This is a genomic window from Streptomyces sp. NPDC111628 (genome assembly GCF_055635195.1).
The window spans coordinates 558,284-571,471 of sequence record NZ_JBVKBZ010000003.1 but is presented as its reverse complement, the minus strand read 5'-3'; the positions used below and the strand labels follow the sequence as shown (position 1 = coordinate 571,471).

Here is a 13,188-nt window from a genome sequence, read left to right as displayed (position 1 = left end):
CATGGGTGTCGTCATCCTCCTCGTCATGGCGGCCGGCGTCGCCGCGATGCTCACCCGCAAGCTGCCCACCGCCTTCGCGCTGGTGCTGCTGGCCGTGGTCATCGCCTTCCTCTCCGGCGCGCCCCTGACGGGCAAGAACAGCGTCCTGGACACGGTGCTCCAGGAGGGCGCCCCGGCGCTCGCGGCGACGATGGTCGCCATCATCCTCGGCTCCTGGCTCGGCAAGCTGCTCGACGAGACCGGCATCGCCGGCACCCTCGTCCGCAAGATCGTCGAGTTCGGCGGGGACCGGCCCACCGTCGTCGCCCTCGGCGTCCTCGCCGTCTCGGCGCTCGTCGGCACCGTCACCGGCTCCGCGCCGGCCGCGATGCTGGCCGGCATCATCGGCATCCCCGCGATGGTCGCCGTCGGTGTGCCCAAGGTGACCGCCGCGGGCACGGTGCTGATGGGCATCGCGGTCGGCGTCCCCTTCGAGCTGCCCGTCTGGCAGTTCTTCTCCACCGCGCTCGACCTGCCGGTCGACACCGTCCGCGGCTTCATGGTGAAACTGTTCCCGTTCGCCCTGGTCGCCGCCGTCGCCTACGTCGTCATCGAGAACCGGCGGCGCGGCACCGAGCACGCCTGGTCCCTCAAGTCGGTCTCCGCCCGCCCGGCCCCGCGCCGCGAACGCCTCGGCGACGCACCCTGGTACGCGCTGCTGGCCCCCGTGATCCCGCTGGTCCTGGCGCTGGGCCTGGAAGTGGCCATCATCCCCTCGATGCTGGCCGGTGTCCTCTACGCGCTGGTCACCACCACCCGGCCCGGCGAGATGAACAAGCGGCTGCTGCGCACCCTGTACGGCGGCTTCGAGGTGGCCGCGCCGCCGCTCGCCCTGTTCGTCGCGATCGGCATCCTGCTCGCCGCCGTCAAACTCCCCGGCGCGGTGGACGCGCTGGAGCCGCTGATGAAGGCGGTCAGCCCGCAGAACCCGGTGCTGTTCGTCATCGTCTTCACCGTGCTGGTGCCGCTGTGCCTGTACCGCGGCCCGCTCAACGTGTTCGGGCTCGGCGCGGGCATCGCGGGCGTCCTCATCGCCACCGGCATCTACCCGGCCGTCGCCGTCCTCGGCATGGCCACCTCGTACAACCAGGTCTTCGGCGTCGCCGACCCCACCAGCACGCAGACCGTGTGGGCCGCGCAGTACGCGGGCGTCAGCCCGCAGCAGGTCATGGTCCGCACCCTGCCCTACGTGTGGCTGGTCGCCCTCGGCGGCATGTGCGTCACCGCCGCCCTGTACCTGTGACACATCCGTACGTGTGACACCCCCTCACCCAGGAGACGACATGCACGAGCCGCACCTCGACCGCCGTCTGTTCCTGAAGGGCACGGCCGTCACCGGCGCCGCCCTCGCGCTGGGCGCCACCGCCGTGCCCACCGCCTCCGCCGCACCCGGCGGCTTCCCCGACTACACCTACGTCCGCACCCTGCTGACGCCGTCCAAGCTGGCCTACAACCCCACCGGCGAGATCATCTTCCCGACCGTCCGGGGCGTCTACGACCGGCTGCCCGCGAGTGGCCGGCTGGGCCGCTACTACCTCTACTACGCCCCGCACGACGCCCCCGGCGGCATCTGCCTGGCCTACGGCGACTCCCTGGAGGGCCCCTTCACGGAGTACCCGCACAACCCGATCGTCTCCAACCAGTGGTCGCCGCACTACTCCGTCAGCCACGTCTCCTCGCCGCACGTGATGTGGCACGCCGGGCGGAAGGAGATGTGGCTGTACTTCCACGGCGAGAACACCACGACCAGGCTCGCCCGTTCCGCCGACGGCATCCACTTCACCTACGACAAGGTCGTGCTGAACACCTCGATGCTGCCGTCCGGCACCACCGAGACCTCCTACGCGCGGGTCTTCCCCCACGAACTGCCCTCGCGCGGCGCGCACTACGTCATGGTCTTCATGGTCAACAACACCACCAACCACCGTGACATCGGCTGGGGCTGGTCCGCCGACGGCCGCACCTGGACCTTCGCCCAGCAGCCCCTGGTCCGCCACGGCGACGTCGGCGCGGTCAACGTCGGCGGCCCGCACCTGCTGCACCGGAACAACAGCACGTACGTCGTCTACAACAAGGACAAGGAGAGCGGCGGCGACCTGATGATCACGGAGGTCGGCAACGACTTCTCGCTCCGCAGGCACCTCGGCGTCTTCTACGACTCCCGGGGCTCCGCGCCGGAGAACGGCCGTGCGGCCTCCCCGTCCTTCGGCACCGACCACGGCGTCCCGTACATGATCTACGAGGCGGGGGAGCGGCTGGCCGGTTCGATAGCCATGGCCCGCGGCTGACCCCTGGTACGCCGCCGCACACGGCAGCGGGGCCGCGCGTCCGGATCGGACGGGCGGCCCCGCTGTCTTCTGTCTTCTCGTCGGGTACCTCAGGCGACCGGTGCCGGGTCCTTGTCGGTCGGCGCCGTGGGGCCCTCGCCGGACTCCTCGGCCAGGCGCTCCATGCCGCTGGTGGTCTTCAGCGGCTTCTCCTTGATGAACACGACGGCGACCAGCGCGAGCACCGCGAACGGCGTGGCGATCAGGAACAGGTCGGCCGTGGCGACGGCGTAGGCGTGCTCGATGATCGTCCGCATCGGGCCGGGCAGCGTGGACATGTCCGGGACGCTGCCCTCGCCCGAGCCGCCGTCACCGCCGGGGACGGTGACGCCCGCGTCGCGGAGCCCCTTGGCCGTCTCGCTGGCGACCCGGTTGGCGAGGATCGCGCCGAGGACGCTGACGCCGATGGTGCCGCCCATGCTGCGGAAGAACGACAGCACCGAGGTCGCGGCGCCCAGGTCGGCGGCGGGCACGTCGTTCTGCGCGGCCAGCACCAGGTTCTGCATCAGCATGCCGACGCCGACGCCGAGGATCGCCATGTAGAGGCTGAGCAGGCCGAAGTTGGTCTTCGCGTCGATCGTGGCCAGCAGCGCGAGGCCGACGGCCATGATCAACGCGCCCGCCACCAGGTACCGCTTCCACTTGCCGGTCCGGCTGATCACCTGTCCGGCGACGGTGGAGGACACCAGCAGGCCGAGGATCATCGGCAGGCTCATCAGACCCGCGATGGTCGGTGACTTGCCCAGGGAGATCTGGAAGTACTGCGAGAGGAAGACCGTCCCGCCGAACATGGCGACACCGACCAGGAGGCTGGCGACGGTGGTCAGGGTGACCGTGCGGTTCTTGAAGATGCCGAGCGGGATGACCGGCTCGGCGGTGCGGGCCTCGACGAACACCGCCGCGACCAGCAGCAGTACGCCGCCGCCCGTGAGGACACCGGTCTGCCAGGACGCCCAGTCGAACTCGTTGCCGGCCAGCGAGACCCAGATGAGCAGGGCGCAGACACCGGCGACGATCAGGAAGGCGCCGAGCCAGTCGATGCGCACCTCGCGCTTGACCGTGGGCAGGCGCAGGGTGCGCTGGAGCAGGGCGATGGCGAGCAGCGCGAACGGCACGCCGATGAAGAAGCACCAGCGCCAGCCCAGCCAGGAGGTGTCCACCAGGACGCCGCCGACCAGCGGTCCGGCCACGGTGCCCACGGCGAAGACGGCGCCGAAGATGCCGGCGTACTTGCCCAGCTGGCGCGGCGGGATGACGGAGGCCATCACGACCTGCGCGAGCGCGGTCAGACCGCCCGCGCCGATGCCCTGCACGACCCGGCTGAAGATCAGCAGGCCGACGCCGTGCGAGAAGCCGGCCAGCAGCGAGCCGACCACGAACATGCCGAGCGACAGCTGGAGCAGCAGCTTCTTGTTGAAGAGGTCGGACAGCTTGCCCCACAGGGGCACCGTCGCGGTCATCGCCAGCAGCTCGGAGGTGACGACCCAGGTGTAGGACGACTGGCTGGCGCCCAGGTCGGCGATGATCGTGGGCAGCGCGTTGGCCACGACGGTGCCGGCCAGGATCGCGACGAACATGCCGGCCATCAGGCCCGACATGGCCTGGAGTATCTGCCGGTGGGTCATCGAGGTGGGAGGCGCGTCGGCGGGCGCCTGGGTAGCGGTCACGGCATCTCTTTCGTGTGGTGGGTCCTGATGGGTCGCGAGCCCGGCGCGGAGGCTACGCGGTGGGTGCCGGGAGACCGGCGGCGAGGAGGGTGAACACCTCGTGGAAGACGTCGAGGAAGGCGGCTTCCTCCTGGTGGGCGGACCAGTGGTCCATGCTGGTGCGCACCGCGGCGCCCGCCACCGCGGCCAGCAGTCGCGGGTAGAGCCCCGGCCCGTCCCCGCCCGTGTCGCCGTCCCCGCGCAGGCGCAGGGCGATGGCGTCGGCCAGGTCCGCCTCGGCCGCCATGTGGGCCCCGACGCCGCGCGCCAGGAGATGCGGCGAGGCGTGCAGGACCTCGGCGTGCAGCCGCCACAGCTCGTGCTGCTGTTCCGCCTCGGCCAGCTCCGCCGCCATGGCCTCGCGCAGGGCTGCCAGCGGGGAGAGTCCGGCCGGTGCTTCCAGGACGGCGCGCCGCATGCGTGCGCCCGCGTCCGCGTCGATGACGACGAAGGCGTCGTCGCGGCTGTCGAAGTAGTTGAAGAAGGTACGCACGGACACCCCGGCCGCGGCGCTGATTGCCTCGACGGTGACCTTCTCCGCCCCGTGTTCGGCGGCGAGACGTACGGCGGCCTCGGCCAGAGCGGCACGTGTGGCCCGCTTCTTCCGCTCCCGCAGACCGCCCCCCGCGGCACCCTTCTCCGACATAAGTTGCATGGTATGCAAAGATGCACGACATGCAAAATTGGCGGGCACCGCCCCCGGAAGGGATCGGCGCCCGCCGTTGTCGGTGCGGCTCAGGCGGCCAGTCGGGCCAGCGTCTCCTCGAAGGAGGCGACGTCCCCGGTGGGCCGGTTGTGGGGCAGCCGGGCCAGTGCCGCGGCCATGCCGCAGGTGTTGGTCACCCCGGAGAAGACCAGTCCCGCGCCTATCGCGCCGGACAGCCAGTGGGCGGGCCGCCAGAAGCGTCCGGCCACGAAGCCGGCGGCGACGAGCGACCCGGCGGCGAGACGCACCTGCCGGTCCATGGGCCACGGCGTACGCGCCCCGGCCGGACGCTCGACGGGGTGACCGGCCGCCGCCCAGGCGCTCGTGCCGCCCTCGAGGGTGGCCGCGGCGACGTCCTGCGCCGCGAGTTGCGCGCAGCCCTTGGCGGACCGGTTCCCGGAGGCGCACACGAGCAGCAGCGGCCCGCGCGTGGCGGCCGCTGCCAGGGTGTCGGCGGCCTCGTCGAGGCGCTCCAGCGGAACGTTGTGGGCGCCGGGCAGATGGCCGCCGGAGTACTCGCCGGGGGAGCGGACGTCGACGACGGTGAACTCGGCCAGGCGGGCCGCCGCCTGCCCGGTGGTCAGGGAGGTGGCGGTTGCTGCGGGGGTGATCACGGAGCGAAACCTTTCTCGTTGTTCGTCCCCCCGCGCGGTAGGATACCCGCGGGGGTATGTGGGGTTCGGTGAGGTATCGGGTGGAGGAGAGGGAGAAGCGTGGAGCTCGACATGTCGGCCGACGAACTGAAGTCGGCGCTGAACCGGCTGCGGCGTGCCCAGGGGCAGCTCGCGGGAGTCATCCGGATGATCGAGGAGGGCCGGGACTGCGAGGACGTGGTCACCCAGCTCGCCGCCGTCTCCCGTGCCCTGGACCGGGCCGGGTTCTCGATCATCGCCACGGGGCTGCAGCAGTGCATGACCAGTGACGACCCCGAGGTGCGCGACTCGGCACAGATGCGGGCCCGGCTGGAGAAGCTCTTCCTCTCCCTGGCCTGACGTCGGCAGGCGCGCCGGGCGGTCGACGGCCGGTGGGTCGGCGGCCGGTGGGTCGGCGGGTCAAAGTACCGCCGCCAGGCCCATCGCCACCGCAACGGCGAGCAGCACGGCACCGAAGACGCGCCGCAGCGTCCCGGCGGAGACCTTCGAGGTCAGCCGCCTGCCGTCCCATGCGCCGAGTACCGCGGCCGCCAGGAACGGCAGGAGCAGCGTGAGGTCCACGTGTACGGAGGAGTACGCCCGGGCGGCCAGGGCCACCAGCGCGTTCGCCCCGACCACCAGCAGACTCGTGCCCACCGCCGCGCTCATCGGGACCGCGAGGACGGTCACCAGCGCCGGTACCGCCAGGAAGCCGCCGCCGACCCCGAGGAACCCGGTCACCGCGCCGAGACCGGCCCCGGCCCCGGCCGCGCGCGTCCCCGACACGGTGCCGTTCTCGCGCGGTGGGCGCCGGCCCAGCATGTGCAGGCCCGCCAGCGCGGCCAGGGCGGCGAACAGCAGCGTCAGCACCGTCTCCGGGACCCGCGGGGACAGGGCCCCGGCCCCGGCGGCGGGCAGCACACCCGCGGCCGCGAACAGCAGCCCGGCCCGCCACCGCACGGCCCCAGCCCTGGCGTGGGCCACCAGAGCGGTGACGGACGTGACGATCACGACGACGAGGCTCGCGGTGGTCGCCGCCGCCGGGGTGAAACCGAGCAGGTAGACGAGCGCGGGCACGGTGAGGATGCTGCCGCCCGCCCCCAGCGCGCCCAGGGACACGCCGGCCGCGGCGCCGGCGAGCAGGGCGAGGATCAGCGGCGTCATGCGGCGGTGGCGTCCGAGGGCGTCACGAGCGGCAGGCCCGCCCCGGCCGCCGCGGCGAAGCCGTCGTCGACCGCGACCACCTCGCGCCCGGCGGCGTCCAGCACGGACGCGGCGACCGCCGCGCGCATCCCGCCCGCGCAGTGCACCCACACCGTGCCCGGCGGCACCTCGTCCAGGCGCCGGTGGATCTCGTGGACGGGCAGGTGCACGCTGCCCCGGACCCACCCGTGGGCGCGTTCCGTGTCCCGCCGTACGTCGACGACCACCATGTCGTCCGCGCCGTCCCGTCGCGCCGCGGCCAGCTCGGCGAAGGTGGCGCGCCGGAACGAGGCCGGCCGCTCCCCCTCCGCGACCCAGTCGGCCGGGGAGCCGACCGCCGCCGCGGCCGGGCGGTCGATGCCCACCCGGGCCAGCTCGCGCTGGGCGCGGGCCAGGTCGTCGGCGCCGTGCGCGAGCAGCGTCACCGGCCTGCCCCACGGGACCATCCAGGCCAGGTAGGTCGCGAGCTGACCGTCGACCTCGAAGTTGAGCGACCCGGCGACATGTCCGGCGGCGAAGGCCACCCGGGAGCGCAGGTCCACGACCCACTCGCCGGCGGCGAGACGCCGGGCTATGTCGTCCGCGTCGGCGCGCCGGGGTTCGGTGAGGTCCAGCGGTGCGGGGCCGCCGGCGTTCACCGGCGCCATGTGCGCGTAGTACGCCGGCACGTCGTCCAGCCCGGCCAGCAGCTTCCGTACGAAGGTCTCCACGTCCTGGGCGAGCGCAGGGTTGGCGGCCTTCTCGGCGCCGATGGTGCTGTGCTCGCCGCCGGAGGCCGAGGAGGAGCAGAAGCTGCCGAAGCCGTGCGTGGGCAGCACGCTCACGCCGTCCTCGAGCTGCCCCGCGAGACGGTGCGCGGAGGCGTGCTGCGCGCGGGCCAGCTCCTCGGTCAGCCGGGGCTCCACGAGGTCGGGCCGGCCCACGGTGCCGATCAGCAGCGAACCGCCGGTGAAGGCGGCCACGGCCCGCCCCGCCTCCTGGAGGACGTACGAGGTGTGGTGCGGGGTGTGACCCGGTGTGGCCACCGCCCGCAGCTCCAGCTCCTCGTCGACCGGCTCCACGTCGCCGTCGGCCACCGCCACGCGCGCGTACGCCACCTCGGCCCCGGCGGGCACCAGATAGCGCGCGCCGGTGAGGCGGGCCAGCTCCAGGCCGCCGGTGACGTAGTCGTTGTGGACGTGGGTCTCGGCGACGGCGGTGATCCGCACCCCGCGCCGGGCGGCCGCGGCGACGATGCGGTCGATGTCCCGCGGCGGGTCCACGACCACGGCCGAGCCGGGGCCGCCCGCCAGGTAGCTGCGGTTGCCCAGTCCCTCGGTCTCCAGGACGTCGACAAAGAACACGGCACGCTCTCCTTCCGCTTCCGAATTACCCCCTGGGGTATCTCTCCCGGCCACCGTAACAGATATACCCAGGGGGGTATTCTCGGGTACTCGCAAGGGACGCCACGGGCTCACCGCGCCGCCCCCCCCGGAGCCCTGCCGCGAATCCTGAACAACTCCCGTGTGGGCCAGAGAAGTTGGGGTACCCGGTGCGTCGGCACGGTCGACACCGGGGTCGGCGCCGGTGACGGCCGTGCTGTTCTCGTCACGCACCGCCGCCCGCCGCCCGCGGCACACCGCCCGGACGCTCCCGCGGCACCGGCGCTCCGTGACCCGTTCGGAACACCACGTGACCCGAACGGCCCTCTCGGGTACCCGCCCGGTCGGCGCAGGGTTGGGATGTGCACGGGCACCCCGTGCCCGCGCGCCCCGACCGGCTGTCCCGACACGGAAGGACCACCGATGTCCGTCGACACGCAGCAGGCGCCCACCGAACTCACCGACGAGGAGCTCGCCGGCCTGGACGCCCACTGGCGCGCCGCGAACTACCTCGCCGTCGGCCAGATCTACCTGATGGCCAACCCCTTGCTGGCCGAACCCCTGCGCCCCGAGCACGTCAAGCCGCGCCTGCTCGGCCACTGGGGCACCTCACCCGGCCTCAACCTGGTCCACACCCATCTCAACCGGGTGATCAAGGCCCGTGACCTCGACGCCCTGTGCGTCTGGGGACCCGGCCACGGCGGGCCCGCCGTACTGGCCAACGCGTGGCTGGAGGGCTCGTACACCGAGACCTACCCGGACATCACCCGGGACGCGGCCGGCATGGCCCGCCTGTTCAAGCAGTTCTCCTTCCCCGGCGGCGTACCGAGCCACGTCGCGCCCGAGACGCCGGGCTCCATCCACGAGGGCGGCGAGCTGGGCTACGCGCTCTCGCACGCCTACGGCGCCGCCTTCGACCACCCGGACCTGGTGGTCGCCTGCGTGATCGGCGACGGCGAGGCGGAGACCGGCCCGCTGGCGACGTCCTGGCACTCCAACAAGTTCCTCGACCCGGTGCACGACGGTGCCGTCCTGCCGATCCTGCACCTCAACGGCTACAAGATCGCCAACCCGACGGTGCTCGCCCGCCTCCCCGAGACCGAGCTGGACGAACTCCTGCGCGGCTACGGACACGACCCGGTCCACGTCACCGGCGACGACCCGGCCGCCGTCCACCGGGCGACCGCCCGCGCCATGGACACCGTCCTGGACCGCATCGCCGCGATCCAGCGGGCCGCCCGCGAGGAGGGGGCCACCGGCCGCCCCCGCTGGCCCATGATCGTCCTGCGCACCCCCAAGGGCTGGACCGGCCCCGCCGAGGTCGACGGACTGCCCGTGGAGAACACCTGGCGCGCCCACCAGGTGCCCCTGTCCGCCGTACGCACCAACCCCGAGCACCTCGCACAGCTGGAGCGGTGGCTGCGCTCCTACCGCCCCGAGGAGCTGTTCGACGACTCCGGGGCGCCGCGGCCCGCCGTCCGTGCCGCCGTCCCCGAGGGGCCCCGCCGCCTCGGTGCCACCCCGTACGCCAACGGCGGCCTTCTCCTGCGCGAGCTGCCCGTGCCCCCGCTGGAGAAGTACGCCGTGCCCGTCGACGAGCCCGGCGCGAGCATGCACGAACCCACCCGGGTCCTGGGCGACCTGCTCCGGGACGTCATGGTGGCCACCACGGACCGGCGCGACTTCCGCCTCGTCGGCCCCGACGAGACCGCCTCCAACCGCCTCGAGGCCGTCTACGCCGCCAGCGGCAAGGCCTGGCAGGAGCGGACGCTGCCCGTCGACCAGGACCTGGACCGGCACGGCCGCGTGATGGAGATCCTGTCCGAACACACCTGCCAGGGCTGGCTGGAGGGCTACCTCCTCACCGGCAGGCACGGACTGTTCTCGTGCTACGAGGCGTTCGTCCACATCGTCGACTCGATGGTCAACCAGCACGTCAAATGGCTGCGCGTCACCCGCCGGCTGCCCTGGCGCGCACCCATCGCCTCCCTCAACTACCTGCTCACCTCGCACGTGTGGCGCCAGGACCACAACGGCTTCTCCCACCAGGACCCCGGCTTCGTCGACCACATCCTCAACAAGAGCCCCGAGGCGGTCCGGGTCTACCTGCCGCCGGACGCCAACACCCTGCTCTCCGTCGCCGACCACGCCCTGCGCAGCCGCGACTACGTCAACGTGATCGTCGCCGGCAAACAGCCCTGCTTCGACTGGCTGACCATGGACCAGGCCAAGGCGCACTGCGCGCGCGGCGCCGGCATCTGGGACTGGGCCGGCACCGAGGACGGCACCCGCGAACCCGACGTGGTGCTCGCCTGCGCGGGCGACGTACCGACCCAGGAGATCCTGGCCGCCGCCCAGCTGATCCGCCACCACCTGCCGGAACTCGCCGTGCGCGTGGTCAACGTCGTCGACATCGCCCGCCTGCTGCCCAGCGGGGAACACCCGCACGGCATGAGCGACTTCGAGTACGACGGCCTGTTCACCGCCGACCGTCCGGTGGTCTTCGCCTACCACGGCTACCCCTGGCTGATCCACCGGCTCGCCTACCGGCGCACCGGCCACGCCCACCTGCACGTGCGCGGCTACAAGGAGATCGGGACCACCACCACGCCGTTCGACATGGTGGTCGGCAACGACCTGGACCGCTACCGCCTCGTCATGGACGTCATCGACCGCGTGCCCGGCCTCGCCGTCCGCGCCGCCGCCGTACGGCAGCGGATGGAGGACGCCCGGCAGCGGCACCACGACTGGATCCGCGAACACGGTGTGGACCTGCCCGAGGTCGCCGACTGGACCTGGGAGGCCCCGCGGTGACCGCGACCCCGTCGACCTGGGACTACGACCACTACGACGCCGCCGAGGAGCGGCTGCGCGAGTCGCTGTGCACCCTCGGCAACGGCTACTTCGCCACCCGCGGCGCGCTGCCCGAGTGCGCCGGGGACGACGTGCACTACCCGGGCACCTATGTGGCCGGCTGCTACAACCGGCTCACCTCCGCCGTCGCGGGGCGCGAGGTCGAGAACGAGGACATGGTCAACCTCCCCAACTGGCTGCCGCTGCGCTTCAGGCCCGTCGGCCGGGACTGGCTCACGCCCGACACCGCCGAGGTGCTCGACCACCGCCAGACCGTGCACCTGGACTCCGGCGTCCTGGAACGGCTCACCCGCTTCGGTCTCGACGGGGAGCGCGTGCTGTCCGTACGCCAGCTGCGGCTGGTGCACATGGCCGACCCCCACCTCGCCGCCCTGCGCACCGAGTTCACCGCCGAGGGCGGTCCGGTCGACCTGGAGGTGGAGGCGGCCCTCGACGGCGGCGTCACCAACTCCGGGGTGCCGCGCTACCGGGACCTCGACGGCCACCACCTCACGCACGTGCACACCGGCAGCGCCGACGACGACACGGTGTGGCTGCGCTGCCGGACCCGCACCTCGGACATCCGGATCGGCATGGCCGCCCGCACCACCGCCGGTGCGCCGGTCACCGCGGCCCGCGAGCACCTGTGCGTCACCCAGCGCGCCGCCCTGCGCGCCGAACCGGGCCGCACCGCCACCGTCGACAAGGTCGTGGCCCTGCACACCTCGCGCGACCCGGCGATCAGCGACCCGCTCCAGGCCGCCGTCGACCGGGTGGCCGAAGCCCCCGGTTTCGACCACCTGCTGGTGACGCACCGCACCGCCTGGGGCCAGCTGTGGCGCCGCGCCGAGCTGGAGGTGCCCGGCGAGGCGGGCAGCATCCTGCGCCTGCACCTCTTCCACGTGCTCCAGACCCTCTCGCCGCACACCGCCGACCTCGACGTGGGCGTGCCGGCGCGCGGACTGCACGGCGAGGCCTACCGCGGCCACGTCTTCTGGGACGAGCTGTTCGTCCTGCCCTACCTCAACCTGCACTTCCCCGAGGTGTCCCGGGCCCTGCTGCACTACCGGCACCGCCGCCTGGAGAGGGCCAGGACCGCGGCCCGCGCCATCGGCAGGCGCGGCGCGCTCTACCCCTGGCAGAGCGGCAGCGACGGCCGCGAGGAGACCCAGCAACTGCACCTCAACCCGCGCTCGGGCCGCTGGCTCCCCGACCACTCCCACCTCCAGCACCACGTGGGCTCCGCCATCGCGTACAACGTGTGGCAGTACTGCGAGGCCAGCGGCGACGCCGAGTTCCTGCACACCAAGGGCGCCGAGATGCTGCTGCAGATCGCGCGCTTCTGGGCCGACTCCGCCACCTGGGACGAACGCCTCGGGCGGCACCGCATCCGGGGCGTGGTCGGCCCCGACGAGTACCACGAGGCCTACCCCGGCGCCGACCGGCCGGGCCTCGACGACAACGCCTACACCAACGTCACCGCCGCCTGGGTCCTCTCCCGCACCCTCCACGTCCTGGACGACCTGCCCGAACCCCGCCGCCGTGAACTCGGCGAGCGCACCGCGCTGGACGACGCGGAGCTGGAACAGTGGGACAGCGTCTCCCGCACCCTGCACGTCCCCTTCCACGAGGGCGTCGTCAGCCAGTTCGAAGGGTACGGCGACCTCGCCGAACTCGACTGGGAGGGCTACCGCGACCGGTACGGCGACATCCGGCGCCTGGACCGCCTCCTGGAGGCCGAGAACGACAGCGTCAACAACTACCAGGCCTCCAAACAGGCCGACGTCCTCATGCTCGGCTACCTGTTCTCCCCGGCCGAACTCCGGTCGCTGTTCCGGCGCCTGGGCTACACGCTCGACGAGCGGACCTGGCAGCGCACCGTCGACCACTACCTGGCCCGCACCAGCCACGGGTCCACCCTCAGCGGACTCGTCCACGGCTGGATCCTGGCCCGCGCCCGCCGCGCCGAGGCGTGGGCGTACTTCCAGGAGGCGCTCAAGGGCGACGTCGCCGACCTCCAGGGCGGCACCACGGGCGAGGGCATCCACCTCGGCGCCATGGCGGGCACCCTCGACCTCGTCCAGCGTGGCCTGACCGGCCTGGAGACCCGCGCGGGCGCCCTGTGGCTGGACCCGGTGCCGCTGCCGGAGCTGTCGTCGTACGGGTTCTCCGTGCGCTACCAGGGCCACTGGGGCGTGCGGTTCCGGCTGGAGCACGGCCGGCTGGAGATCGCCGTGCCCGCGGCCGGACCGCTGCCGATCGATGTCCGGCTGCCGGACCGCGAGGTGCGTCTCCAGCCGGGGGACACCTGCCGGCTGGTGCTGCCGGACTGACCGGACCGACCGGGCTCGCCCGCCGGCC

10 protein-coding genes are annotated in these 13,188 nt (G+C 72.9%); 5 read left to right on the top strand and 5 right to left on the bottom strand.

The genetic code is table 11. The annotated features are described in order from the left end of the window. Window position 1 precedes the first annotated feature (1 nt). Window positions 2–1,282, top strand: coding sequence for a TRAP transporter large permease subunit (locus tag ACZ7MF_RS17500; RefSeq protein WP_109030849.1), 1,281 nt, complete (start codon window positions 2–4; stop codon window positions 1,280–1,282). A 40-nt stretch (window positions 1,283–1,322) separates the two neighbouring features. After that, window positions 1,323–2,327 (top strand): twin-arginine translocation signal domain-containing protein, encoded by a 1,005-nt coding sequence (locus ACZ7MF_RS17495; protein ID WP_471477674.1) that lies wholly within the window; start codon window positions 1,323–1,325, stop codon window positions 2,325–2,327. An 89-nt stretch (window positions 2,328–2,416) separates the two neighbouring features. On the opposite strand, the gene ACZ7MF_RS17490 is transcribed toward ACZ7MF_RS17495, so the two are convergent. The 3 genes from ACZ7MF_RS17490 to ACZ7MF_RS17480 form a co-directional block, all read right to left on the bottom strand. Further along, window positions 2,417–3,991, bottom strand: a complete 1,575-nt coding sequence (locus tag ACZ7MF_RS17490) for an MDR family MFS transporter (RefSeq protein ID WP_471478865.1) — start codon at window positions 3,989–3,991, stop codon at window positions 2,417–2,419. A gap of 94 nt (window positions 3,992–4,085) precedes the next feature. Then, on the bottom strand, window positions 4,086–4,727 hold the full coding sequence (locus ACZ7MF_RS17485) for a TetR/AcrR family transcriptional regulator (protein ID WP_471477673.1): 642 nt from the start codon (window positions 4,725–4,727) through the stop codon (window positions 4,086–4,088). An 80-nt stretch (window positions 4,728–4,807) separates the two neighbouring features. Then, complete coding sequence (locus tag ACZ7MF_RS17480; RefSeq protein WP_471477672.1) at window positions 4,808–5,392, bottom strand: rhodanese-like domain-containing protein; 585 nt, start codon at window positions 5,390–5,392, stop codon at window positions 4,808–4,810. Window positions 5,393–5,491: 99 nt separating this feature from the next. On the opposite strand from ACZ7MF_RS17480, the gene ACZ7MF_RS17475 reads away from it, so the two are divergent. After that, on the top strand, window positions 5,492–5,770 hold the full coding sequence (locus ACZ7MF_RS17475; protein ID WP_003978241.1) for a metal-sensitive transcriptional regulator: 279 nt from the start codon (window positions 5,492–5,494) through the stop codon (window positions 5,768–5,770). A 60-nt stretch (window positions 5,771–5,830) separates the two neighbouring features. On the opposite strand, the gene ACZ7MF_RS17470 is transcribed toward ACZ7MF_RS17475, so the two are convergent. Together ACZ7MF_RS17470 and ACZ7MF_RS17465 are read right to left on the bottom strand one after the other, a co-directional pair. Further along, on the bottom strand, window positions 5,831–6,574 hold the full coding sequence (locus tag ACZ7MF_RS17470; protein ID WP_471477671.1) for a sulfite exporter TauE/SafE family protein: 744 nt from the start codon (window positions 6,572–6,574) through the stop codon (window positions 5,831–5,833). Continuing rightward, complete coding sequence (locus tag ACZ7MF_RS17465; RefSeq protein WP_471477670.1) at window positions 6,571–7,956, bottom strand: rhodanese-like domain-containing protein; 1,386 nt, start codon at window positions 7,954–7,956, stop codon at window positions 6,571–6,573. The genes ACZ7MF_RS17470 and ACZ7MF_RS17465 overlap by 4 nt, the downstream gene beginning before the upstream one ends. A gap of 441 nt (window positions 7,957–8,397) precedes the next feature. Here ACZ7MF_RS17465 and ACZ7MF_RS17460 point away from each other — a divergent pair, with 441 nt between their 5' ends. Together ACZ7MF_RS17460 and ACZ7MF_RS17455 are read left to right on the top strand one after the other, a co-directional pair. Beyond that, window positions 8,398–10,788: a phosphoketolase family protein gene (locus ACZ7MF_RS17460; protein ID WP_471477669.1), complete on the top strand. Its 2,391-nt coding sequence runs from the start codon at window positions 8,398–8,400 to the stop codon at window positions 10,786–10,788. After that, window positions 10,785–13,160, top strand: a complete 2,376-nt coding sequence (locus tag ACZ7MF_RS17455; protein WP_471477668.1) for a glycoside hydrolase family 65 protein — start codon at window positions 10,785–10,787, stop codon at window positions 13,158–13,160. The genes ACZ7MF_RS17460 and ACZ7MF_RS17455 overlap by 4 nt, the downstream gene beginning before the upstream one ends. Window positions 13,161–13,188: the final 28 nt, after the last annotated feature.